Source organism: Burkholderia sp. Ax-1720 (assembly GCF_011753035.1).
In the GTDB taxonomy this organism is placed as follows: domain Bacteria; phylum Pseudomonadota; class Gammaproteobacteria; order Burkholderiales; family Burkholderiaceae; genus Burkholderia; species Burkholderia gladioli.
In genome coordinates this window covers 16338-38821 of record NZ_VWWK01000035.1, presented here as the reverse complement: position 1 = coordinate 38821, position 22484 = coordinate 16338, and the positions used below count along the sequence as shown (strand labels likewise).

26 protein-coding genes and 1 tRNA gene are annotated in these 22484 nt (G+C 59.1%); 24 read left to right on the top strand and 3 right to left on the bottom strand.

The window, feature by feature from the left end; translation table 11 throughout:
* Positions 1–11 precede the first annotated feature (11 nt).
* Positions 12–566 carry a Sec-independent protein translocase protein TatB gene (tatB, locus tag F3J18_RS13585; protein WP_013696443.1) on the top strand — a complete coding sequence of 185 codons (555 nt, stop codon included), beginning with the start codon at positions 12–14 and terminating at the stop codon, positions 564–566.
* 47 nt (positions 567–613) lie between these two features.
* On the top strand, positions 614–1393 hold the full coding sequence (gene tatC, locus F3J18_RS13580) for a twin-arginine translocase subunit TatC (protein WP_166913110.1): 780 nt from the start codon (positions 614–616) through the stop codon (positions 1391–1393).
* 159 nt (positions 1394–1552) lie between these two features.
* Here tatC and F3J18_RS13575 read toward each other — a convergent pair whose 3' ends face one another.
* Positions 1553–2761 carry a Do family serine endopeptidase gene (locus F3J18_RS13575; protein ID WP_013696445.1) on the bottom strand — a complete coding sequence of 403 codons (1209 nt, stop codon included), beginning with the start codon at positions 2759–2761 and terminating at the stop codon, positions 1553–1555.
* Between the two features lie 21 nt (positions 2762–2782).
* On the opposite strand from F3J18_RS13575, the gene F3J18_RS13570 reads away from it, so the two are divergent.
* From F3J18_RS13570 to F3J18_RS13530, 9 genes are all read left to right on the top strand, one after another.
* Positions 2783–3529 (top strand): Nif3-like dinuclear metal center hexameric protein, encoded by a 747-nt coding sequence (locus tag F3J18_RS13570; protein ID WP_166913109.1) that lies wholly within the window; start codon positions 2783–2785, stop codon positions 3527–3529.
* A gap of 220 nt (positions 3530–3749) precedes the next feature.
* Positions 3750–4370 carry a ubiquinol-cytochrome c reductase iron-sulfur subunit gene (gene petA, locus F3J18_RS13565; RefSeq protein ID WP_166913117.1) on the top strand — a complete coding sequence of 207 codons (621 nt, stop codon included), beginning with the start codon at positions 3750–3752 and terminating at the stop codon, positions 4368–4370.
* Entirely contained in the window at positions 4370–5752 is a 1383-nt protein-coding gene (locus F3J18_RS13560; protein ID WP_166913108.1) for a cytochrome bc complex cytochrome b subunit, read from the top strand. Before petA ends, F3J18_RS13560 begins: the two co-directional genes overlap by 1 nt.
* 22 nt (positions 5753–5774) lie before the next feature.
* Positions 5775–6533: a cytochrome c1 gene (locus F3J18_RS13555; protein WP_025101332.1), complete on the top strand. Its 759-nt coding sequence runs from the start codon at positions 5775–5777 to the stop codon at positions 6531–6533.
* Positions 6534–6628: 95 nt separating this feature from the next.
* Positions 6629–7240 carry a glutathione S-transferase N-terminal domain-containing protein gene (locus F3J18_RS13550; protein WP_012734444.1) on the top strand — a complete coding sequence of 204 codons (612 nt, stop codon included), beginning with the start codon at positions 6629–6631 and terminating at the stop codon, positions 7238–7240.
* 67 nt (positions 7241–7307) lie between these two features.
* Positions 7308–7808: a ClpXP protease specificity-enhancing factor gene (locus tag F3J18_RS13545; RefSeq protein ID WP_166913107.1), complete on the top strand. Its 501-nt coding sequence runs from the start codon at positions 7308–7310 to the stop codon at positions 7806–7808.
* An 18-nt stretch (positions 7809–7826) separates the two neighbouring features.
* Positions 7827–7902: transfer RNA gene (locus tag F3J18_RS13540), tRNA-Thr, on the top strand.
* A gap of 97 nt (positions 7903–7999) precedes the next feature.
* A complete protein-coding gene (locus tag F3J18_RS13535) occupies positions 8000–9040 on the top strand; it encodes a site-specific integrase (protein ID WP_166913106.1) in 1041 nt (346 codons plus the stop codon).
* Between the two features lie 61 nt (positions 9041–9101).
* On the top strand, positions 9102–9998 hold the full coding sequence (locus F3J18_RS13530) for a hypothetical protein (RefSeq protein ID WP_166913105.1): 897 nt from the start codon (positions 9102–9104) through the stop codon (positions 9996–9998).
* A gap of 82 nt (positions 9999–10080) precedes the next feature.
* Here the strand turns inward: F3J18_RS13530 and F3J18_RS13525 are convergent, their stop codons facing one another.
* Positions 10081–10770, bottom strand: coding sequence for a hypothetical protein (locus F3J18_RS13525; RefSeq protein WP_166913104.1), 690 nt, complete (start codon positions 10768–10770; stop codon positions 10081–10083).
* A 168-nt stretch (positions 10771–10938) separates the two neighbouring features.
* Between F3J18_RS13525 and F3J18_RS13520 the strand changes: the two genes are divergently transcribed.
* The 12 genes from F3J18_RS13520 (at position 10939) to F3J18_RS13465 (ending at position 20472) form a co-directional block, all read left to right on the top strand.
* The gene (locus F3J18_RS13520; RefSeq protein WP_080957715.1) at positions 10939–11157 is read left to right on the top strand and encodes a plasmid-related protein; all 219 of its coding nucleotides are present in this window, start codon (positions 10939–10941) and stop codon (positions 11155–11157) included.
* A complete protein-coding gene (locus F3J18_RS13515) occupies positions 11154–11810 on the top strand; it encodes a hypothetical protein (protein ID WP_166913103.1) in 657 nt (218 codons plus the stop codon). The genes F3J18_RS13520 and F3J18_RS13515 overlap by 4 nt, the downstream gene beginning before the upstream one ends.
* 580 nt (positions 11811–12390) lie before the next feature.
* The gene (locus tag F3J18_RS13510; RefSeq protein ID WP_166913102.1) at positions 12391–12558 is read left to right on the top strand and encodes a type II toxin-antitoxin system RelB/DinJ family antitoxin; all 168 of its coding nucleotides are present in this window, start codon (positions 12391–12393) and stop codon (positions 12556–12558) included.
* Between the two features lie 355 nt (positions 12559–12913).
* Positions 12914–13120, top strand: coding sequence for a hypothetical protein (locus tag F3J18_RS13505; protein WP_028218429.1), 207 nt, complete (start codon positions 12914–12916; stop codon positions 13118–13120).
* Positions 13120–13404 carry a hypothetical protein gene (locus F3J18_RS13500; protein WP_028218428.1) on the top strand — a complete coding sequence of 95 codons (285 nt, stop codon included), beginning with the start codon at positions 13120–13122 and terminating at the stop codon, positions 13402–13404. The genes F3J18_RS13505 and F3J18_RS13500 overlap by 1 nt, the downstream gene beginning before the upstream one ends.
* 15 nt (positions 13405–13419) lie before the next feature.
* Positions 13420–14439, top strand: coding sequence for a type IV secretion system protein (locus F3J18_RS13495; RefSeq protein WP_166913101.1), 1020 nt, complete (start codon positions 13420–13422; stop codon positions 14437–14439).
* Between the two features lie 49 nt (positions 14440–14488).
* The gene (locus tag F3J18_RS13490) at positions 14489–14884 is read left to right on the top strand and encodes a hypothetical protein (RefSeq protein WP_240154537.1); all 396 of its coding nucleotides are present in this window, start codon (positions 14489–14491) and stop codon (positions 14882–14884) included.
* Positions 14885–15341: 457 nt separating this feature from the next.
* On the top strand, positions 15342–15560 hold the full coding sequence (locus tag F3J18_RS13485) for a hypothetical protein (protein ID WP_166913100.1): 219 nt from the start codon (positions 15342–15344) through the stop codon (positions 15558–15560).
* Positions 15561–15604: 44 nt separating this feature from the next.
* Positions 15605–15790 carry a hypothetical protein gene (locus F3J18_RS13480; RefSeq protein ID WP_166913099.1) on the top strand — a complete coding sequence of 62 codons (186 nt, stop codon included), beginning with the start codon at positions 15605–15607 and terminating at the stop codon, positions 15788–15790.
* Between the two features lie 313 nt (positions 15791–16103).
* Entirely contained in the window at positions 16104–16670 is a 567-nt protein-coding gene (locus F3J18_RS13475; protein ID WP_166913115.1) for a recombinase family protein, read from the top strand.
* A gap of 147 nt (positions 16671–16817) precedes the next feature.
* On the top strand, positions 16818–17819 hold the full coding sequence (locus F3J18_RS13470) for an ATP-binding protein (protein ID WP_166913098.1): 1002 nt from the start codon (positions 16818–16820) through the stop codon (positions 17817–17819).
* 31 nt (positions 17820–17850) lie between these two features.
* A complete protein-coding gene (locus F3J18_RS13465; RefSeq protein ID WP_166913097.1) occupies positions 17851–20472 on the top strand; it encodes a S8 family peptidase in 2622 nt (873 codons plus the stop codon).
* Between the two features lie 384 nt (positions 20473–20856).
* Here F3J18_RS13465 and F3J18_RS13460 read toward each other — a convergent pair whose 3' ends face one another.
* Complete coding sequence (locus F3J18_RS13460) at positions 20857–21141, bottom strand: hypothetical protein (RefSeq protein ID WP_166913096.1); 285 nt, start codon at positions 21139–21141, stop codon at positions 20857–20859.
* A 524-nt stretch (positions 21142–21665) separates the two neighbouring features.
* Here F3J18_RS13460 and yiaA point away from each other — a divergent pair.
* Positions 21666–22109 (top strand): inner membrane protein YiaA, encoded by a 444-nt coding sequence (gene yiaA / locus F3J18_RS13455; protein ID WP_025101133.1) that lies wholly within the window; start codon positions 21666–21668, stop codon positions 22107–22109.
* Positions 22110–22484: the final 375 nt, after the last annotated feature.

Here is a 22484-nt window from a genome sequence, read left to right as displayed (position 1 = left end):
AGGACGCCGCGATGCTCGATCTCGGTCTTTCCAAGATGGCGCTGATCGGCGTCGTCGCGCTGGTGGTGCTCGGTCCCGAGCGCCTGCCGCGCGTGGCCCGCACCGCCGGCGCGCTGTTCGGGCGCGCCCAGCGCTATATCAACGACGTGAAGGCGGAGGTGTCGCGCGAGATCGAACTCGACGCGCTGCGCACCATGAAGACCGACTTCGAGAGCGCGGCGCGCAATGTCGAGACCACCATCCACGACAATCTGCGCCAGCACGAAACCGAGCTCAACGATGCCTGGAGCTCGGCCGTCTCGGGTGAGTCGGGCGCCTCGGCGGGGCCCGTGTCGGTCGGGGCCGGCTCGTCCTACGATCCCTACGACAGCTCCACCCACGCCTGGCAGGGCAGCCCGATCAGCGCCACCTTCACGCCCAAGCGCCGCAACTGGCGCATCAAGCAGAGCGCCACGCCCACCTGGTACAAGCGCGCCACCACGCGCCGCACGCACGTGCAGTCGGGGGCCGCGCGCGTGGCGCGCCACCAGCCGGCCAGCCTGCGCCGGCCCACGCGTTTCTTCTGACCGCGCACGATGATCGCGCGCGCCCATCACATCCATCGAGGGCCGGTGTGAGCGACCCCCAGCACAACCCGGAAGAAGCCCGGGAAGAAACCTTCATCTCCCATCTCGTCGAACTGCGTACCCGCCTGGTGCGGGCCGGCGCGGCCGTACTCGTGGTGTTCGTCGGGCTGGTGTACTGGGCGCCCGACATCTTCCGGCTGCTGGCGCGGCCGCTGATGCAGAACCTGCCCAAGGACGGCAAGATGATCGTCACCGACGTGACCGGGTCGTTCTTCGTGCCGATGAAGGTCACGATGCTGGTGGCGCTGGTGATCGCGCTGCCCGTCGTGCTCTACCAGATCTGGGCCTTCGTGGCCCCGGGCCTCTACCAGCACGAGAAGCGGCTGGTGATGCCGCTGGTGAGCAGCAGCTACTTCCTGTTCCTGTGCGGCATGGCCTTCGCCTACTTCCTGGTGTTCCCGACCATCTTTCGCGTGATGGCGCACTACAACGCCCCGCTCGGCGCCGAGATGTCCACCGACATCAACAACTACGTGAGCTTCGTGCTGGGGATGTTCCTCGCCTTCGGGGTCACCTTCGAGGTGCCGGTGGTGGTGGTGGTGCTGGTGCGCATGGGCGTGCTGCCGCTCAAGAAGCTCAAGGAGATCCGGCCCTACGTGATCGTCGGCGCCTTCGTGGTGTCGGCCGTGGTCACGCCCCCCGACGTGTTCTCGCAGTTGATGCTGGCCCTGCCGCTGGTGGTGCTCTACGAGATCGGCCTGCTGGCGGCGCGCATCTTCGTCGGCAACAAGCCGGCCGCCGACGAGGAATCGCAGGCAGCGGGCTGAGCTGGCGAGGTTTTCGCCGCGGCCCGTTCAGGGCAATGAAAAAAGGACAGCCGAGGGCTGTCCTTTTTGCTTGGTGCGGGCCGCTCCGACGAGGAGGCTGCCGGCTCGCTCGCCCATTGCCGGGTCCGCCTTGGCGACCGCGGGTGCCGGGTGCCCCGCTTACTCCGCGTCGTCGTTGTTCTGGTCGTCGAGCGCCTGCTTGGGCGGCGGCGGGCGCTTGCCGATCACCACCGTCACCGTGAACGTGCGCGTCTTGCGCACCACCTCGACCTGGGTCGGCGTGCCCGGCTTGATCTGCGCGACCACGTTGAGCAGGCGCGTGGTGTCGGTGATCGGCTCGTTGTTGACCGTGGTCAGGATATCGCCGGGCTTGATGCCGGCCTTGTCCGCCGGGCCGCCCTGCAGCACACCGGCAACGATCGCGCCGCTCTTCTGCTGCAGCCCGAAGGAGTCGGCGATCTCGGGCGTGAGGTCCTGCGGCTCGACGCCGATCCAGCCGCGCGTGACGGCGCCGGTGGTGATGATGCTCTCCAGCACGGTGCGCGCGGTCGACACGGGGATCGCGAAGCCGATCCCGAGCGAGCCGCCCGAGCGCGAGTAGATCGCCGTGTTGATGCCGAGCAGGTTGCCGCTCACGTCGACCAGGGCGCCGCCCGAGTTGCCGGGATTGATCGGCGCGTCGGTCTGGATGAAGTTCTCGAAGGTGTTGATGCCGAGGTGGTTGCGGCCGAGCGCGCTGATGATGCCCATCGTGACGGTCTGGCCGACCCCGAACGGGTTGCCGATCGCCAGCACCACGTCGCCGACGCGCGCCTGGTCCGAACGGCCCAGGGTGATGGTCGGCAGGTTGGTCATGTTGATCTTGAGCACGGCGAGGTCGGTTTCGGGATCGTTGCCGATCACCTTGGCCGTCGAGGTGCGGCCGTCGGCCAGCGCGACCTCGATCTGGTCGGCGCCGTCCACCACGTGCTGGTTCGTTAGAATGTAACCTTCCGGGCTCACGATGACGCCCGAACCGAGATTCGAGGCGGGCTCCTCCTGCTGCCGGCGCGGATTGCGGTCACCGAAGAAGTAGCGGAACAGCGGGTCCTTGGCGCGCGGATCGGGCGGCAGCGAGCCGTCCTTGCTCGAGAACACGTTGACCACGGCCGGCATGGCCTTCTGCGCGGCATCCGCATACGAGGCTTGCGCGGGCGCGCCGCCAACGCCGGGCGCCACCTCGCGCAGCGCGACGATCGGCGCCGCCAGCTGCTTGCCGAGTTGCCCCTGTCGCTGTAGCCACTGCGGCTTGAGGGTCGCGACGATGAACATCAGCGCGAGCAGTACCGTCACAGCCTGTGCGAAGAACAGCCAGAAGCGTCTAAGCATTTGAAGATATTAGGGGAATATATGGACCGGATCGAACTCGAATTGTACTTGAACAATACCCTCGAGATTGCGCGCTTCAAGGACTACTGCCCGAACGGGCTGCAGGTCGAGGGCCGCCGCCGCATCGAGCGCATCGCCACCGGCGTGACCGCCTCGCTGGCCTTTCTCGAGCGCGCGGTCGAATGGGGGGCCGACGCGGTGCTGGTCCACCACGGCTATTTCTGGCGCAACGAGGCGCCGCAGGTGACGGGCCGCAAGTACCAGCGCCTGAAGCTGCTGCTGGCCAACGAGCTGAACCTGTTCGCCTTCCACCTGCCGCTCGATGCCCATCCCGATTTCGGCAACAACGCGCAGCTCGGCGCGCGGCTCGGCCTGATGGCCGACAGCTATTTCGGCGAGCACGGCCTGGGCTGGATGGCGACCCTGCCGATGGCGGTCTCGCTGGAGCACTTCACGGCCAAGGTGGAGAACACGCTGGGGCGCACGCCGCTGGTGCTCGGCGACGCGGACCAGCTACTGCGTCGCGTGGCCTGGTGCACGGGCGGCGCGCAGAGCTATTTCGACGCCGCCATCGAGGCCGGCGCCGACGTGTTCCTGACCGGCGAAGCCTCCGAATTCGTCACGCATGCGGCGGCCGAGAGCGGGGTGGCCTTCGTTGCGGCGGGGCACCATGCCACCGAGCGCTACGGCATCCAGGCGCTGGGCCACCATTTGTCAGAGCATTTCGGCCTGGAGCACACCTTCATCGACATCCCCAACCCGGTCTGAAAGCGGCGGAAATGCGGCGGCGCACCCACGAAACAGTATGAAGCGTTTGCTTAACAACTGAGTTGGAAACATCGATCGGCGATGGGGGAAAACCCTTGTCGATCAATGACTTCTGGTCGATTTCGAGATTCAGGCCTTGAAAATCGGACCCCCGTTCGCGCACACTAGCGGCGGTATGCGAAGTCGTGACGGTGAATCCAACTCAGAAGTGGGGCGTGAGATGCGAGATAAAGAAGAGAAACGCGTCGACAGCGGCCGCCGTACCTGGCTGATTGCGACATCCGTAGCAAGCGGTGTCGGTGGTGTCGCCACGGTCATACCGTTCGCGGCGTCGCTCGCGCCGTCGACCAAGGCGAAGGCGGCCGGCGCGCCGGTCGAGGTCGACATCGGCGGGCTCAAGCCCGGCGAACTCGTCACCGTGGCCTGGCGCGGCAAGCCGGTCTGGATCCTGAACCGCACCGACGCGATGCTCGCCGACGTGAAGAAGGCCGACCCGGAACTGGCCGATCCCAAGACCAGGAACCCGTATTCGATGCCCTTGCCGGCGTACTGCGACAACGAGTACCGCTCGCGCACCGACCACAAGAACATCCTCGTCGTGCTGGCCGTGTGCACGCACCTGGGCTGCACGCCCACCTCGCGTTTCACGCCCGGCCCGCAGCCGAACCTGCCCGACGACTGGCCGGGCGGTTTCCTCTGTCCCTGCCACGGGTCGACCTACGACCTTGCCGGTCGCGTCTTCAAGAACAAGCCGGCGCCACAGAATCTCGATATTCCGCCTTACATGTTCACCTCGGCCACCACGGTGGTGATCGGCAAGGACGAGAAAGGAGAAGCGTGATGGCGACCGATAACGAGAATGTCTCCACGACGGGCTTCATCGGCTGGATCGACGAGCGCTTCCCGCTCACGGCCTCGATCAAGAAGCACGTGACCGAGTACTACGCGCCGAAGAACTTCAACTTCTGGTACTTCTTCGGCTCGCTGGCGCTGCTGGTGCTGGTCAACCAGATCGTCACCGGCATCTTCCTCACCATGAACTACAAGCCCGACTCGACGCTGGCCTTCGCGTCGGTCGAGTACATCATGCGCGAGGTGCCCTGGGGCTGGCTGATCCGCTACATGCATTCCACCGGCGCCTCGATGTTCTTCGTGGTGGTCTACCTGCACATGTTCCGCGGCCTGCTCTACGGCTCGTATCGCAAGCCGCGCGAACTGGTGTGGATCTTCGGCTGCGCGATCTTCCTGTGCCTGATGGCCGAGGCCTTCTTCGGCTACCTGCTGCCCTGGGGCCAGATGTCGTTCTGGGGCGCGCAGGTGATCGTGAACCTGTTCTCGGCGATCCCCTTCGTCGGCCCCGACCTCTCGCTCTGGATCCGCGGCGACTACGTGGTGTCCGACGTGACGCTGAACCGCTTCTTCGCCTTCCACGTGATCGCGATCCCGCTGGTGCTGGTGGGGTTGGTGGTGGCGCACCTGGTGGCGCTGCACGAGGTGGGCTCGAACAACCCGGACGGCATCGAGATCAAGGAGAAGAAGGACGAGAACGGCATCCCGCTCGACGGCATCCCGTTCCACCCCTATTACTCGGTGCACGATTTCCTCGGCGTCTGCGTGTTCCTGATGATCTTCGCGCTGATCGTGTTCTTCGCGCCGGAAATGGGCGGCTACTTCCTGGAGGCCAACAACTTCATCCCGGCCAACCCGCTGCAGACGCCGCCCGAGATTGCGCCGGTCTGGTACTTCACGGCCTTCTACGCGATGCTGCGCGCCACCACCGACCCGTTCAAGATCGTGCTGATGGTGGTGATCGTGCTGCTCGGCATCGTCGCGCTGCTGCGCGCGCGCGGCAAATGGCGGATCGGGCTGCCGGTGCTGGCCGCCGCGCTGGTGGTCTTCATGGCGCTGACCGAATCGAAGTTCTGGGGCGTGGTGGTGATGGGCTCGGCGGTCGTCTCGCTGTTCTTCCTGCCCTGGCTGGACCGCAGCCCGGTCAAGTCGATCCGCTACCGGCCGACCTTCCACAAGGTGTTCCTCGGGATTTTCGTCCTCGCCTTCTTCACGCTCGCCTTCCTCGGCACGCAGTCGCCGTCGCCGGCCAAGACGCTGATCGCGCAGTTCTGCGCGCTGATCTACTTCGCGTTCTTCCTGGGCATGCCGTTCTGGACCCGATTGGGCACGTTCAAGCGTCCGCCCGAGCGCGTCAATTTCCGGCCCCATTAATGCGAGCGAGGAGAACACGATGATGAGGACGCTGCTGAAGACGTTCCTGCTGATCGGGGCCGCATCGCTCGCACTGGCGACGGGTCCGGCGCGTGCCGACGAAGCTAATTTTCCGCTCGACCGGGCGCCCGATAACGCGGAAAATCTCGTTGCCCTGCAGCATGGCGCGCAATTGTTTGTAAACTATTGCCTGAATTGCCATAGCGCCAACCTGATGCGCTACAACCGTCTGACGGATCTGGGGATTTCCCAGAAGGAGATCGAGGCGAATCTCCTGTTCGCGACGGACAAGGTCGGCAATACGATGAGCGTCGCGATGCGGCCGGACGACGCGAAGAGCTGGTTCGGCGTGACGCCGCCCGATCTCTCGGTCGAGGCGCGGGCTCGCGGGCGCGACTGGCTCTACACGTACCTGCGCAGCTTCTACCGCGACGACACGCGGCCGACCGGCTGGAACAACGCGGTGTTCGAGAACGTCAGCATGCCGCATGTGCTCTGGCAACTGCAGGGGCAGCGCACCGCGAAATACGAGGATGTCGAGGACCTGGAAACGGGCGAGAAGGTACACAAGCTCGTCGGATTCCAGACTGTCACGCCCGGTACGCTATCGTCGGTGGATTATGATGCGGCCGTGGCCGACCTCGTCGCGTACCTGGGCTGGATGGCCGAGCCCGAGCAGCAGACCCGCAAGCGCGTCGGCGTCTGGGTGCTGATGTTCCTCGGCATCCTGAGCTTTTTCGCGTGGCGGCTGAATGCCGCGTATTGGAAAGATATCAAGTAAACACGCCAAGACCGGCGTGGGGCCGGCGCAAGGAGAGACCTGCTGGCAGGTTTGTCCGCGCGTCGGCCCTCGGCTTTTTTGAGGAAACGCAAATTATGATGGTTCTGTATTCCGGCACGACGTGTCCTTTCTCCCAGCGCTGCCGGCTGGTGCTGTTCGAAAAGGGCATGGACTTCGAGATTCGCGATGTGGACTTGTTCAACAAGCCCGAAGACATCGCCGTGATGAATCCCTATGGTCAGGTGCCGATCCTCGTCGAACGTGATCTGATCCTGTACGAGTCGAACATCATCAACGAGTACATCGACGAGCGCTTCCCGCATCCGCAGCTGATGCCGGCCGACCCGGTGCAGCGTGCGCGCGCGCGCCTGTTCCTGCTGAACTTCGAGAAGGAGCTGTTCGTCCACGTCAGCACGCTCGAGAACGAGAAGGGCAAGGCCGCCGAGAAGAACCACGAGAAGGCACGCCTGGCGATCCGCGATCGCCTGACCCAGCTCGCGCCGATCTTCGTCAAGAACAAGTACATGCTCGGCGAGGAGTTCTCGATGCTCGACGTCGCGATCGCGCCGCTGCTGTGGCGCCTGGATCACTACGGCATCGAGCTGTCGAAGAACGCGGCACCGCTGATGAAGTACGCCGAGCGTATCTTCAGCCGCCCGGCGTATATCGAGGCGCTGACGCCTTCGGAAAAGGTGATGCGTCGTTAACGGCCCTGCGGCCATCGGTACGCGCGCGGCGGCGAGCCGCCGCGTTCGTGCCCGTACGAGGACTGTGATGCAAGAGACTTCCACCAAACCGTATCTGCTGCGCGCGCTGTACGAATGGTGCACGGACAACGGTTATACGCCGCACATCGCGGTGCGCGTCGACAATTCGACGCGCGTGCCGCGGCAGTATGTGCGCGACGGCGAGATCGTGTTGAACATCAGCTTCGAGGCGACCAGCGCGCTGCAGATGGGCAACGAATGGATCGAGTTCACGGCGCGTTTCTCGGGCAAGGCGCACAAGCTCGAGGTGCCGGTCGCCAACGTGCTGGCGATCTACGCGCGCGAGAACGGGCAGGGCATGGCCTTCCAGGTCGACGCCACCGCCGATGAGCCGGGCGAGTCGGCCATCGAGGACGATGTCGCCGAAGCTGCGCCGGTATCGTCCGACGAAGCGGCGCGGGAGGCGGCCGAGCCGTCGGAAGGCGCGGATGTGCCTGCCTCGTCGCCCGACGACGATGGCGGTGCCTCGGGAAAGAGCAACCGACCCCGCCTCAAGATCGTGAAATGAGGTAGAATCTACGGCTACGCCGGCTTAGCTCATCTGGTAGAGCAGTTGATTTGTAATCATCAGGTGGCGGGTTCGAGTCCTGCAGCCGGCACCAATAGAATCAAGGGGTTACGTGATTTTCACGTAACCCCTTGTGCTTTCTGGGCGTTGAAAAGTACATTTTCGGTACAGTCAGCTCTCAGAACAGGTACATGGCAACCATCGTCAAGACGCCTTCCGGGACGTGGAAGGCGGTCATCCGCAAGATTGGTTGGCCGACTACGGCCAAGACTTTTCGCACCAAACGCGACGCTGAGGATTGGGCACGTCGAACCGAAGATGAGATGGTTCGGGGCGTCTATCTGTCTCGCGCGCCCTCCGAAAAGCTCACGGTGTCGGCCGCGTTGAAGCGGTACATGGAAGAGGTGTCGGTCACCAAAAAGGCGACCACGCAGCGCAGTGAGAAATTCACACGGAGCCACCTCGAAGCCTTCTTCGGCAAGTACTCAATGGCGGCTGTTAGCGCCGACCTCGTCGCGAAGTACCGCGACGAGCGCTTAGTGGCAGGCAAATCCAACAATACCGTGCGCATCGAACTCGCGATGCTCGGTCATCTGTTTCGAGTCGCGATTCAGGAGTGGGGAATCGGACTCACGTTCAATCCGGTCGCCAACATCCGAAAGCCGAGCCCCGGAGCCGGGCGGAATCGGCGCTTAACGCCGGCGGAACAGCAGCGACTGTTCGATGCCGCCGGCGCTCATAGCAATCCAATGCTTGGTTGGGTCGTACGGCTAGCGGTTGAGACGGGAATGCGCTCATCGGAAATTACCGGGCTGCGACGCTCGCAGATCGATGTTGATCGGCGAATCGTCACTTTGCGCGACACCAAGAACGGCACGGCGCGGACTGTTCCATTAACTCGTGCCGCAGCCGAAATTCTGCGCGCAGCGTTGGACAACCCAATACGCCCCATCGACACGGATCTTGTCTTTTTTGGCGAACCCGGACGGGATGGTCGGCGCAAACCGTATGTGTTTCAGAAGCTTTGGGCTGGTATCGTTCGCGAGCTCGGCTTCGTCGACCTCCACTTTCACGACTTACGCCATGAAGCGGTTAGCAGACTCGTTGAAGCTGGCTTCAGCGACCAAGAGGTCGCTGCTATCAGCGGGCACAAGTCGATGCAGATGTTGAAGCGTTATACACACCTCCGTTCGGAGGAGCTAGTAACCAAGCTGGACCGCTTGGTGCGCTAGTGGCGAGGCGGTGTATTTTGGACCCTCGCCCACACGTCAAGAACAAAAATGGAAACTGACATTGGAACTCTCTAACTGGATTGCCTTGGCAGCGTTTGCGGTCTCGTCGATGAGTGCGCTCTATACGAAAAAGCAAAGCGATATCGCTCGGGTTTCGCTGCAAAACACCTACCGTGCTCACGTTTCAGGCGAGCACTCCCGATACCGGGACACCTTCCGGGATTTACGGAAACAGCACAAGGATGAGATCAGGAAGCTGAGTGAATTGGCCGGGGAGGCATTGACCTCGGTTATCAACGAGTTCGATTCCTACGATATCGCAGAGCATGCTGTGCGTCCCCTGCGGCATCTGCTTCACGAAAGTTCGGAGATGGTATTTGACGCATTCAAGGGGCAACTGGCATGGCAGTCTGGCGCGAATATTTCGATGCGCTTCCACCACATCGTACGCATCGAAGATCATCTGGAGCCAAGTGAAAACTATTTTGCGGGCGGCGACGACAGAATTTTTGAGCAGAAATATCTTGCGGACAAGAATGCATATCTCGAATCCATGCTGCCCAAAGATCGTTACTTTTGTTCGCTTGTCTTTGAGCTCAAATCGAGAATCGACCCGAGCCGGGCTGCGGAGCTGCTCATCGCCATCCAGGACAATCTTGTAGCGTTCAGGAGCCTCCATCAGGAAATCGCTCCGAGCCTGCGTGAGGCGGGGGACGCTCTCGAGGAGCTAATTGAAGAAGGACTCGCAGAACATTTTCCGCTGACAGAATCGCCACAGCTCTTTTCCGCAATGCGTCGCCAACGGGCAATACTGGACGGTCTGAGCGAGCTCAGGATTCCCCAGATCGATCGAGACAGCGCGCATCACTACAGAAATTTTGTTTCACTGGGAATACAAGCATGCGCTGTTCTTCATGCCGTACAGGGCGTGCATTCTTGGGGGTGGATTTACGAGTAGCGTTGTCTTCGGGCCGGCAGCCGAGTTGGGTTGGTAACGGCCTCCGGCCGAGTAATCGCATTCACCAAAAACGGCACAGGCGTCACTCGCTTCGTGGCTCGTAGAAAAGGTCCCACTCGCTCTGGTGGGTGGTGCGAGGATCCTTTCCTGCGAGCCTTTCGACCGTCAATCCCTTCTTCGATGCCTCTCGATCCGGTTTTTCTTCCGGCGACGCCGCTAGCTTGGCTATCAGCGCTTGCCGTTCTTCCTCCCTACGCAACCACTCCTCGCGAAGCGACTGATAGTGAGCATCAGAGGAGAGTTGATACGCGACATCCAAACTTTCGCTACCCACCCAGTGAGCCAGCGGTTTCGTTCGCTCGGCGGCATACATCCTTTGCTTGTCATCGCTCAGATCGATCGCGCTTCGGTCTGCGAGCTCGCTAGCTAAGGCCAACGACTGCCGGAAGTAACCAGTGGCGGCATCTGTTAGTCCATAGAAGCGTTCAGGGAAGGTCATGGCGGTTAGCGGCGCGACATGCCCGTTCGCGGCGTCGGTGATCCCCGTCACAAGCCAGAAAGCATGCTGCGGCCACATCTTCCCGGTTGCCTCAATCATGTCCGACGTTGGGCGTTGTCGCCTGTCAAACGCTTTCCGCCAGCGCTGTGCGGAAATTCCGGAACGCTGAGCCAACCGTTCCCAGAAGCCTCGGCTGGAGGCTCCGCTCGCTCCGTGCGTCTGCTTTTCTTTCAGTAGCAGGATGAACCGATCTTCGATCGTAGTGATTGACATGCTAGCGAAGAATATGTAAATTTAAGACCAATCGTCTAAATTGGACTAAAAGGAAAGAATCGTCACTCCGATTATATAGGCGCTTGCCGCATGGGCCAGTGCCATATTTCTGGCGGTGAGTGTCTTAGGTAGTAGTCCTATCTAGTGAAACAACGGAGATGTGACCACATGACAAAGACCGAAGAGCTACTGGTGACTCGATATGGTTTATTGCTGTCGCTCACGGACTTGGCCGGCCTACTTAATCGCAGTGTCGATGGACTACGTATCACGTTGAGTGGTAACAACCAACTCGCGCGGCAGATTCGACCCGCCAAGATCAAGCTCGGACGCCGAGTAATGTTCAAGGCGGCGGAAGTTGCCAGGTTTCTGGACGAGGCCGAATGATGGGGCGCCAACGTACCGTAGACGATGCGAATTTTTGGCGGTCCCCTCAGATCGCAGATTGCACGCAGGAAGACAAGGCAACCATGTTGTATTTGCTGACGTCTCCGAGCAGCAACATCATCGGTGTGTACCCAGTCGTTCCGCGAGTCTCTGCGGCTGAGATGGGATGGATGGAAGAGCAATTCGTTCTTGTTTTGAAGCGGCTAGCCGAGCGTGCTCTTGTGGGTTTCGCCGAGCGCACGCGCTACGTCTGGGTCAAACAGTGGTGGGAGCACAACTCTCCGAAAATGGCTCTGGGACCGAAGCTCCGAGACAGAACAATCGAGCAGATTGCGAAGATCCCGGACTGTTGGCGAGCCGATTTCATCCGCGACCTCCGCACACGGTTGCCTCCGGAGCTCCGAGGCATTATTCCTTCCTACTTGTCCACAGATCAGCACCTGTCCGATGGACCGTTCGGCGCGGATACCCTATCGGATAGGGTATCCAAAATGGGCAGCGTTAACAGTAACGCTACATATAAATCTATAAATAACGAAACGGAGGCGCTGCCTTCCGCGAGATCGGACGGTGCCAGTGCTTCCAGCCTCAGCGTTTCTCAAATTGAAATGCAAAAAATTCGAGCTTCGTTTAGAGGTGAGGGGCATCAATGAGGGTGCTAGCGTCCGTGATCGAATGGTGAGGACTTCACATCTATGAAGTTAATTCGGCTTGCTGTAGTCATGATCTCAATGATCTTGCTCCTTGTTCTGCAATGGATTCGGCCGATTGTCAGATGGCCTCTATTGTTGCTCTCGGGTGCCTCGTTGTTCGTGCTCGCGGCGACCCTGATCATCCCATATCCCGTACCCGTTCGAAATCAACTGTTGATGGCTACTGTCGGCACTGGCGCATTGGCTCTGGCACATCTGTACGACGCGACCCTTTGCATGTTGGGTGGGCTGGGTCGGGCATGGGGAGAGGTCAAATGATTCCACACATCCTCGACTGTATTGTGCAATACACAGGCCCCCAACTTTCGTCAACGAAACTTGCGCGTGAGGATGAAGGACAAGCAGCGGCGGGAGCCGCCATCGAGGGGGAAACCCTCGCCTCTGCGGAGCAAGGTAGTTCCGTCGCGTGGGAGCGCGGCGGGAACCGATGGACTTTCGTTGACGAAAGTCGTGATGTGTCTTGTGTTCTAGGGCAGGAAACACTTTCTTCTAGAAAGTGGGCACGCGGCGGAGCCGTGGCATGAGCGAGCACGAGACGATCCGGGCGCGTGTGTCACGAGAAACCAAGCTGAAGTTTGCTGCGGCAGCGCAGCGCCACGGTTGTCGAAGCGAAGCGCAACTTCTACGGCTGATGCTGGACAAGGTGTTGCATACCGAAGAGAAGCCCGCTTTTGAGCAACGACATTAGACGTTTCGTGAGCAGCGTGCCGGCGCCGATGACAGAGCGGCAGGACACCGCTAGCCGGATGAGGAAGACGAGGGAAGGGCATGATCGTCGCAGTGACGAGAGGCCGAAGGTCGCAAGTGCGGCAGGAACTCGTGTGCAGAAGTCGAGGCCGAGCGTGATTCCAACGCGCGATAGTGCGCCAAGGAAAGATGACCATGAGCGTTGAGCTCGTCGCCCTTGCTTGTCTTGCTGCGCCCAGGGTTCTGTTGTTTCGCGCGTCGTTCGAAGCACAATGGCGCGTTCTTCGTAGCGGGACGAACGAGCGGTGAGACGCTCCTTCATCCCTAACCACGACCCACCTGCAAGGAGGTGAATCATGGCTGGCATCAATAGTAACGCGTCTCCCGATTTACTCACGTGGTACACGTCGCTTCAGGAGGCCGTCCATGGGATGGGCAAATGCATCGATCTGATGAGGCCGAATCCGATGTACGAGGACCTCGCGGCAATGCTGGGCGTTTTCTACGAGCGACTGGATCATCTGGTGGTCGAGGGCTTTCCCGCCGTCACGGAGGTTCTGTGATGACCGATAGCTTGGCTCGCCTCGAAACGGCATTGGAGGTGCTCAACTCGATGATCGGATTCATCGTGAGCGAAATAGCGGCGGAGGAAGCAAAGCCTCGGCCTGACGCGAAGATGTTGGCGCGCTTACATATCAAGCGGCAGCTACTCGTCTTTGAGCGACGCACGCTTGATGCGTACGACGATGTGGCAATCGAACGCGTATGCCGTGACTACGGCAGCTTTCTGAAGGCCCAGCGTGCCGGCAAAACTTTAGTCAACGAAAGTCCGGCTCGCCGGCAATAGCAAGGAGAGAGCGCCATGACGATGACAATTTTCGCAAACATCTTCACGCACTTCCAAGCTGCGATTGATGCGTTCCTGAACGCCGCAGTCCAGCGGACGATTACTGCGATGCTGCCTGTAGTAACAACGTGCCTCGGGATCTACTTCATTCTCTATTCTTGGGCGGGCATTCGCGGAAAAGTGCAGGATTGGGGCAATGACATGGTATTCCGGATCGTCAAGATAACGCTGATCCTGAGCATCGGCTTTTCCATCGCTGGGTACGGGCAGTACGTGCTCGATCCCGTGCTGAATTTGCCGACAGATCTCACGAGCATCGTTACTGGGCAGACCGCTGACACCGTTGCCGGTCCATCGATCCTCGATCAACAACTGGGTCAGGCATGGTCGCTCGGGAGCGATGCGTTCTCTCGGGGTTCTTTGCTAACCTCTAACGGATTTTCATTCTTCTTTTCGGGGATAGTGTATTACGGGGCTGGGCTCATCATGACCGTCTATGCCGCCTACCTCATCCTGCTCTCAAAGGGCATGTTGACCGTACTGTTGGCTTTTGGTCCGATTTTCATCGGCTGCCTGCTTTTCGACGTTACGAAGCGGTTCTTCGATGCGTGGGTAGGTCTGATCGTCAACTACGTTTTCGTCAACGTATTTGCGGTGACAGTGCTGTCGTTCACGTACGTCGTATTTCAGCAGTACATGGATTCGATGACTCCGACCTCCGGCCTCGGCAGTGCGTTGGGTTTGCTGCTGATTTCGATCATCGACGTGCTCGTCATCATGGGTGTTACCCACGTGGCATCTAGCCTCGCCGGAGGTGCGCCGATCGGCACCGGCTTCGGGAACTGGGTCGTATCTTCAGCGACTGGCGGTGCGTCGCGCATCATCGCGCGCGCGGCTGGTCAAGGCTCGAAATGGGCGGGCGGTAAAGCACTGGGTGGTGCGCAAGCTGGCGCGCGCCATGCTATTGGCGCCGGCCAGGCTGCCGCTCGCGCTGCGACGAGTCGATTCCGCATGAACAGCGTCAAGGGTCTATAGGCGCTGGCTGAAACTCCCTTATGTGCCGACCGATATAGAGGACGGAAAATTGAAGAATCTCTTGTGTATGGTGCTTGGACTACTTGTGGCGATACTTTCCGGCTGCAACAGGAATTCGCCGGATACGCTGGAGGGGATGTACGGCGCGATGCAAAACGGAAAAGTCGAACCGGTGATCAAGGTGGAAAAGACGGCCGCCGGCTATGTGTTCGCTGATTACAGCAATGGAAGCTGGCGATCCGACTCGGATTTGGCGCAGCCGGTGACCAAGGACGAGTTCGAAAAATTGGTCGGCGGCCCGGTGAACGGTCCATTCATCGGGCTGAAAACGAGGGTTGCCTTGGTGGCAAAGGTCCAGCCCGGTTTTACGGCGGGGAAATTCAAGACATCCACCGGTTATCTGATGGTGTTCATGTTTGGTCCGGTCGAACTCTCCAAGCTTTAGCGGATACAAGGATGAGGGACTTTGAACACCGGCACGCGTCCGCGCATCCACCTTTCCTTTGCTTGCCTCGCGCTCCCGCGCGAGGCCGACGAACGAAACCGAGTATCGTAGAGGCGAGGGCGTGGCCCTCGGCGGCGGCTCCCGCCGCAACGGTAGCAACGTCCTTCCGGACTGATGCTTGGTACGTTACGATACGATTGATACGTTACGTTATGCTATGAAATCGCGATTGCAATCACCTGACGGCCATGATGTGAGTCGCGCGTTCGAGATCGAACTCGATCAGAGCGCAACCGCACACGCGCGATTCGAGCAAGAGGCCAAATATTCCTGGCTGGAGTTCCAGCGTACGGGCTTGCACCTCTCTGGCGAAGAGGTATACGCATGGCTTGAAACGTGGGGTGCCGATAACGAAAAGCCGGTGCCTGAGTGCCACAATTAACCACATGTGACGCCGATGTACAAGGATGAGGGATCGGTGAACATCAACCGCACCGGTGCCGACCTCTACGGGGACGCCCAGTGCTTTTCGCTGGATGAGCAAATCGTGCGCGCTCGCCAAGCCGCTTCCCGCATCGACGCCGGCTATTACTTCACCGATGACGAGCTCGACGACGAGAAATTGACTAGTTCACCACATCGTTCGCGGCATGAAGCCGGTAGCGAGTGGCTCTGAGCAGATTTGATCATCTGAGTTCACCTTACAAGGATGAATCACCGATGACTATCAACGCCTCCGATGGCGAGCCGGATCGAAATGCCGTTCGACTTGAGCGACAAATTGCACGTGCGAATCAGGCGCTGGCGAGCGTCGAAGCTGGCTACTACGTGACAGACGACGAGATCGATAAAAATCCGGAAGCGAGCAGGCTCCTGCGTGAGCCACTCTTGCTCAACTGGGTCTGATGTCAGTTCCACAATAAAAAAATCAATGTAGCCTCGCCAGGCTCCGAAAAGCTGATCGCCAAGCGTTGATAAGACGCACTTTCCAATGAGTTCGAGCCTATAGCGTTGACACGGCGGGCTATAGACAGCGCAGCGCGGTGTTCGGCTCACCTATGGGGCGAGCTGGTGTGGAGTGAGCCCTGCCTAACCCGCAATCCTGGGCTGTCCAGGCGGCCGGTGAATGACGATGCCCGGCTGGCGTGCGATTGTGGGGACAAATTGCCGCTTTTCTGTCAAAATTCCCGTCAATTTTTCAAAGCCTCGCAAACCGTCAATGAATCAACGAATCGGCTACGCGCGAGCGTCAGCAGACGATCTGACTCTTGGGCATCAGCGGCGAGTCCTTGCGCAGTCTGGTTGCGCGACCATTTACGAGGAGACCGCTGGCGCTAAGGTGGCAGCTCGCCCGGGGCTGGAACAATGCCGGAAAGTACTCGGGCCCGGTGACACCCTTGTAGTGTGGCGGTTGGATCGCCTCGCTCGTAGCCTGTCTGACCTTGTGCAGATCGTGGTTGAACTCGAACAACACGGCGTAAGGTTTGAGAGCTTGAGTGAAAGGATTGACACTAGCAGTGCGGCGGATACGTCGGTCGCTCAAGTATTTGCCGCTCTCGCTCAGTTTGAGCGCAACGTGATCCGAGAGCGGGCGCATGCGGGACTATCAGCAGCGCGTGCGCGTGGCCGCGCGGGGGGGCGAAAGCCCAAACTCGACGCCGAGCAGATAAGTGAGATCAAGCAGTTGATGACCAACCCGGAACTTTCCGTCGGTGAGATAGCAAAACGGTACAAGGTCTCGCGCGCGACGATCTACAAGGTCGTGTCCGCTCAAAGTGGAACATGACGCGGATAAACACAGAGGTTGCTTTGGCTGCGTGTGTGGATCTAAACCAAAAGCATAGCGCGACGTTGGATCTGGGCCCGAACCGAATATACCTGCGTTCCCGAGTGAAGAGGCAGGTCTCCTTATACATTGTTGAGGTTAGCTCTGATGGCACAAGCTGATACCCTGGTAGAACTGGTCAAAGCAGCCAGCAGTGGCGATCAGCCGTCGTTCCGCAAGGCTGCGGAATCATTGATCAAGGAAGAGCGTGACAAAGGTCATCGAATTCTGGCTGACCGCTTGGCGAAATCCTTGCAGCAAGCCACTCTCTTTCAATCGACGGCGCCAGCTCTGGGGCCACGCAACGGTGGCGGTCCGGGTGGCGGCGCGCACAAAGAACTGATCTTTGAAGTCGCTCCAGAGCGCGGCCTAGATAGCATAGTTTTGGCGGAAAGCGTTCGTGATCAACTAAAGGAGTTGATCGAGGAACAGCATCGCGCAGAACTGCTCCATGCCCACAACTTGCGTCCCCGTCACAAGGTTCTTTTGGCGGGGCCGCCAGGTAACGGAAAGACGACATTAGCTGAGGCCCTAGCCTTTGAGCTGATGGTCCCGTTGATCGTCGTTCGATACGAAACTCTCATCGGCAGTTACCTGGGAGAGACTTCATCGCGTTTGAAGAGTCTGCTTGACTACGCGAGAACGCAGCGTTGCGTGCTCTTTTTCGACGAATTTGAGACTCTAGGAAAGGAGCGTGGTGATACGCACGAAACCGGCGAAATCAAGCGGGTTGTCAGTTCACTTCTACTACAGATGGATGAACTGCCCGACTATGTCGTCGTGGTGGCCGCGAGCAATCATCCAGAACTGTTGGACCGAGCAGTGTGGCGGCGCTTCCAGCTGCGCATCGAGTTGCCGATACCCACTCGCGCGCAACTGACTGCTTTTGTTGCCTCTATCGGCGTGCGTTGCCAAGTTAACTTTGGTTTTGCCGCCGAGACAATTGCCAAGCGATTACTGGGGTTGAACTTTGCAGAGGTGGAGGAATTCTGCCTCTCAGTGGTGCGTCGAGCCGTTCTTGATCGAAGCACAGACGATGCGAAAATGATTACACAGACCAAGCTGGACCAGTGGCGCGAGCGTCTGAAACCAAGCCAGCAAGAAGCCTAATTAGACAACAAACAAATCCGGGGAAAAGTCCATGACCGATCCGTTACCGCTTTTGGTATTTCCAGAAAAGCGTGTCGTACCTCCAGAACCTAGGCGTGGCTTCCCCATTGGCGGGCCGCATCTACCTGGACGACAGAGGCAGGTGGCGCGGGTCAATGTTCAACTCGATGAGCTTCAGGCGTCGTTCGCTCGATACCAGGCGAGCGTTGCTGGTGCTATGGCCGGTATGGAGCCAGAAACGGTATTGGTGATGGAAATCGCCGGTAGCGTGGACGATTTTAAGCAGGCAGTGGATGCCGCGGGCCTCGAATGGCTCGGAGAGTGGGATCTCGATGGTGTTCAGCCTGACGACGATTTTTATGAAGTTGATAGCAGGGGCCAGCGGACCGACAAACTATTGAAAGGACGTCTTTTCCTTTCAATGAGTAACGAGGCCGGATTGCGGGAACTGCTCTCGCTTTGGGCACAATGGACTCAAGGGCGCGCTCTACCTCGTGGCAAGGGAAAGTGGGCAGACGTTTTTTCGCAGTTGTTGGTGATCCGACGCTGGGGTATCGAAGAGACGTTGCGGGAAACAGGGATGATCCACCGTTGGCACGAAATGGTCGATCCGCTCGACGCACAGCAGCCGATAACATTCCAGATCGAACTTTTTTATCGACACACTGAAATTAGGCGCAGGCAGAATGAACAGGCGGTCCGGGAACTCCTCGCTGCGCTAGATGGTAGAACGTTGGGGCCGTTCATCGACATGAACGAAATCGCCTTTCATGCGGTGAAGGCCGAGTTGCCCGCGGAGAGAATTCGGCAACTGCTGGCCGAGGTGGGCGATCCAGCCGCTGAAGTTGACATACAGCTCTTCAAGTTTCCCGGGATCATGTACTTTCGGCCGACGGGGCAGAGTTTGGCCGTAGCTGACGAGAATGAGGGGGACCCCGCCGAATTTAAGGAGACTGCCGCTGAATTGCCGCCTGTAGCTGCCCTGCTTGACGGAGCTCCTCTTCTCCTCCACAAAGCGCTAGAGGGAAAGTTGTTGTTTGATGATCCCTTTGACATTGAGCGCCTCTATCAGCCGGGCGAGCGACGCCACGGCACGAGCATGGCGTCGCTGATTGTCAACGGCGATCTTAGCTCGGGGCAGTCGGAACCACTGAGGAGGAAGGTCTACTGCACACCGATCATGCAACCAGATCCAAATCATGCGGATCGTGGTGAGCATATGCCGGACGACGTGTTCTTTGAGGACCGTATTCATCTCGCGGTGAGAAGGATGTTCGAGGGGGCCGGCGACGTTCCTGCGCAAGCTCCTTTGGTAAAGGTTGTAAACCTCTCGATAGGTGATAGTGAACGGCCTTTCATCCATACGCCGAGTCCATGGGCGAGATTGCTCGATTGGTTGTCGTGGAAATATCGCGTTCTGTTTTGCGTAAGTGCGGGAAACTTTCCAGACGATTTCGATATCGGTGTGAGCTACGGAGAGTTTTCGGAGCTGTCCGATGAGGACAAAGTGTGCACAACTATCCGAGCCGTGTCGCAGAACCTGTCGTCACGTCGGCTGCTTTCGCCGGCCGAATCACTTAACGCCATCACCGTTGGCGCGTTGCATACCGACGAATCCGGCGAATATCCAGAGATGCGGCGGATCGATGTAATGCCCAACGAAAGCGTATTCAGTCCTGCGATGCGCCTCGGGCATGGCTTCAGGCGTGCGATTAAGCCCGAAGTGCTCTTTCCCGGCGGCCGGCAGCTTTATCAGACCCCCAACCTTAACGGTTCCAGCGTATTCCGCATTGATCGATCAAAGGTTCGGCCAGGCCAGACTGTGGCGTGGGACAGTTCCAAGCCCGGCGAACTAGCGAATGTGATTGTTACGCGAGGAACCAGCAATGCGACGGCTTTGGCTACGCGTAGCGCGGCGCGTATCTATGAAATGCTCGAACACCTACGTGAACAAGAGGGGGAGGCTTTACCCGAGCCGTTAATTGCCGTGTTGATCAAGGCGCTGCTGATCCATGGAGCTAAACAGCCGGAATCTGCAAAGGATCTTCTGACCTCTGCACTGAAGAATGACCGGAACTCAAGACAGTTCAGGGAGATCATCGCGCGATACATTGGTTACGGCGCTGCCGACATAGAGCGCGTGCTTACATGTACGGCACAACGCGCGACAGTTTTGGGGTGCGGAGAGATTCGTGAGAACGAGGTCCATGAATACGCATTTCCGTTGCCAATCGGACTTTCTGCCCAGAAGCTATGGCGGCGGCTAGTGGTTACTCTGGCGTGGTTCACGCCGATCAACTCAGATCATCGCAATTTGCGTGAGGCTAAGTTGGAGCTTGCGCCCGGTGGTTCCACTTGGGATGAAACGTCGTTGAGACTGTCACGTCAGGATGGCGACCGCAATCAGGTGCTCAGGGGGACGGTCCAACACGAGGTACTCGAGGGGGAGAGGATCATCTCCGCTTACCAAGATGGCGAGATGATTCGGATTAGAGTGACTTGCAAAAAGGATGCGACGGTTCGTTTGGATGATGTGATTCCATACGGCCTTGCCGTAACGCTTGAGGTCAAGGAGGACATTGACATACCGATCTATCAACAGATCCGCGACAGGCTCAAGCCTCAGGTTGTTGTTGGAGCTGGTCGGCGCTGAGGTGCATCGAGATTTGCGGGGGAGCGGCGAGGTGTGGCCGCCCCCCATCTGTCAACGAACGCTCCGGTTATGTGCTGGATGCCACCGCTTCCGGAAGCTGGGGGGGGGCGGTACAACAGAGGTACAAGCATAAGTTTGCGATCGCTTCGCTGAATTTCTCTAAGCTACTGAATACAAAGTGCTTTTGATTTTCCCTGGTTACGGTCATTTCTCCTTGGTTTTCAGTAACTTATTGATTTAATTGAAAATTTGTAATCATCAGGTGGCGGGTTCGAGTCCTGCAGCCGGCACCAAATAAATCAAAGGGTTACGTGATGTTCGCGTAACCCTTTGTCGTTTCTGGAACGCTCCTCGTCTGATCCGCTTCAATCCCTTCGCTACAGCTCACGCGTCGCGGCGGTGCGATCGACGCACGATCCAGCCGAACAGCGCAAACACGATCCACGACGAGATCAACGCCAGCACAAAACTGATTGCGAGCAGGGAGCCAAGAAGAAAGTCATCGTTTTGCTCCCCGCCTTCCGAGCCGAGCGCGCGTAAGATCGGTGCGACTACATCCCAGCCGGCGCCATCGTTGAACCAGTGTGACAACCAGGGTATCGCCGTGACGCCTGCATAAATGGGCAGCGTCAGCAGCAGCGCGAGCACGAATCGGGCAATGATTTTCATCGGACCGTGACCCGGCCATATGCCTTCAGCTTCGTCCCAGGCACGTCGAATTATCGATCGATGGCTTGCGTGGCCGGATCGAAAAATGAAGATTGCCGCGAGAACAGGCAAGCGAATGTGGGCCAAGCTTATCGATAATTTCGCGAATGGATCCGATGAAGAAATAACAAATCCATTCATCGACGAATGCTTGAAATTCGGAAATCGTGATCGAAAAATCGATGTGAAAATTCTCCAAAGCCTATGTAATACATGGATTCCGAAGGTGGGTAACTTGCCGTGGAGGTTTCGATAATGATGAATTGAATGGGCGCGGATCCAGGCCGATTGATTAAAAATGAATTCGCAAGACGAGACCGGGCACGACATCGACACCCAGCCCATAAACCCCCAATCATCCCTCCACGCCCCTTCAAATCCTTTGCCTTCCTACGCGGTTTCATTACCATATGACCTCGCCATCGCATCCACCGCGAAACGAGGTGCCGAAGGCACATCCGAATAACAATCCGAGGACACTCACCATGAACCAAGCCACCACGCAGCAACCCTCGTTCGCCTTCATCGCCGCCTCGTGGGCCGCGCTGCTGGCCGGCGTCGTCGCCTACCTGCTCGGCCTGTGGAACGCCGGCATGCAGCTCAACGAGAAGGGCTACTATTTCACCGTGCTGGTGCTGGGCCTGTTCGCGGCGGTCTCGCTGCAGAAGAGCGTGCGCGACCGCGTGGAGGGGCTGCGCGTGACCGGCATCTACTACGGCCTGTGCTGGATCGCGACGCTGATGGCGGTGGCCCTGCTCGGGATCGGTTTGTTCAATGCCACGCTCGCGCCCAGCGAGAAGGGCTTCTACGGCATGGCCTTCCTGCTCGCCCTGTTCGGCGCGATCGCGGTGCAGAAGAACACGCGCGATATCCAGGCCGCGCGGCCGGAGTTTCGTGACGGCGAAGCGGTGCCCCCGCTGCAGGAATAAACGTCCTTTGCATGGATACGATGCGGCGCGCGATGGGCCGCATCGATCATCTGTCCGAAAAATCGCCGAGCCGGCATTCCCGTTGCCGGGCTTCGCGAAGCCCGCCGAAAGCCGGCGATTTTCTCGCTCGCCCCGTCGATCCGCCCGCCATTGCGCGAGCGCGAAATTCCCCGATTAAACGTTTCCAGCACCGCATCGATTCACTTTCGTAAGCCGAATCGAATCGCGCGCACCAGCCGATCCTCATGTCGATACGATTGGCGCATGGCCTCATGCCATCCTATTTCACATTTCGCTTGGTCCGAAACTGTTAAATTCCGGACTTCGCCTGTCGATCCGTCCGAGTACGACGTGCAGTCCGACGCCGTGCCGAGT

Bases quoted from the DNA above. Each gene is read 5' to 3' on its own strand.
- tatB (WP_013696443.1), top strand. From the start codon at position 12: ATGCTCGATCTCGGTCTTTCCAAGATGGCGCTGATCGGCGTCGTCGCG.
- F3J18_RS13575 (WP_013696445.1), bottom strand. From the start codon at position 2,761: ATGCTTAGACGCTTCTGGCTGTTCTTCGCACAGGCTGTGACGGTACTG.
- F3J18_RS13570 (WP_166913109.1), top strand. From the start codon at position 2,783: ATGGACCGGATCGAACTCGAATTGTACTTGAACAATACCCTCGAGATT.
- petA (WP_166913117.1), top strand. From the start codon at position 3,750: ATGCGAGATAAAGAAGAGAAACGCGTCGACAGCGGCCGCCGTACCTGG.
- F3J18_RS13560 (WP_166913108.1), top strand. From the start codon at position 4,370: ATGGCGACCGATAACGAGAATGTCTCCACGACGGGCTTCATCGGCTGG.
- F3J18_RS13555 (WP_025101332.1), top strand. From the start codon at position 5,775: ATGAGGACGCTGCTGAAGACGTTCCTGCTGATCGGGGCCGCATCGCTC.
- F3J18_RS13550 (WP_012734444.1), top strand. From the start codon at position 6,629: ATGATGGTTCTGTATTCCGGCACGACGTGTCCTTTCTCCCAGCGCTGC.
- F3J18_RS13545 (WP_166913107.1), top strand. From the start codon at position 7,308: ATGCAAGAGACTTCCACCAAACCGTATCTGCTGCGCGCGCTGTACGAA.
- F3J18_RS13535 (WP_166913106.1), top strand. From the start codon at position 8,000: ATGGCAACCATCGTCAAGACGCCTTCCGGGACGTGGAAGGCGGTCATC.
- F3J18_RS13525 (WP_166913104.1), bottom strand. From the start codon at position 10,770: ATGTCAATCACTACGATCGAAGATCGGTTCATCCTGCTACTGAAAGAA.
- F3J18_RS13520 (WP_080957715.1), top strand. From the start codon at position 10,939: ATGACAAAGACCGAAGAGCTACTGGTGACTCGATATGGTTTATTGCTG.
- F3J18_RS13515 (WP_166913103.1), top strand. From the start codon at position 11,154: ATGATGGGGCGCCAACGTACCGTAGACGATGCGAATTTTTGGCGGTCC.
- F3J18_RS13510 (WP_166913102.1), top strand. From the start codon at position 12,391: ATGAGCGAGCACGAGACGATCCGGGCGCGTGTGTCACGAGAAACCAAG.
- F3J18_RS13505 (WP_028218429.1), top strand. From the start codon at position 12,914: ATGGCTGGCATCAATAGTAACGCGTCTCCCGATTTACTCACGTGGTAC.
- F3J18_RS13500 (WP_028218428.1), top strand. From the start codon at position 13,120: ATGACCGATAGCTTGGCTCGCCTCGAAACGGCATTGGAGGTGCTCAAC.
- F3J18_RS13495 (WP_166913101.1), top strand. From the start codon at position 13,420: ATGACGATGACAATTTTCGCAAACATCTTCACGCACTTCCAAGCTGCG.
- F3J18_RS13485 (WP_166913100.1), top strand. From the start codon at position 15,342: ATGTACAAGGATGAGGGATCGGTGAACATCAACCGCACCGGTGCCGAC.
- F3J18_RS13480 (WP_166913099.1), top strand. From the start codon at position 15,605: ATGACTATCAACGCCTCCGATGGCGAGCCGGATCGAAATGCCGTTCGA.
- F3J18_RS13475 (WP_166913115.1), top strand. From the start codon at position 16,104: ATGAATCAACGAATCGGCTACGCGCGAGCGTCAGCAGACGATCTGACT.
- F3J18_RS13470 (WP_166913098.1), top strand. From the start codon at position 16,818: ATGGCACAAGCTGATACCCTGGTAGAACTGGTCAAAGCAGCCAGCAGT.
- F3J18_RS13465 (WP_166913097.1), top strand. From the start codon at position 17,851: ATGACCGATCCGTTACCGCTTTTGGTATTTCCAGAAAAGCGTGTCGTA.
- F3J18_RS13460 (WP_166913096.1), bottom strand. From the start codon at position 21,141: ATGAAAATCATTGCCCGATTCGTGCTCGCGCTGCTGCTGACGCTGCCC.
- yiaA (WP_025101133.1), top strand. From the start codon at position 21,666: ATGAACCAAGCCACCACGCAGCAACCCTCGTTCGCCTTCATCGCCGCC.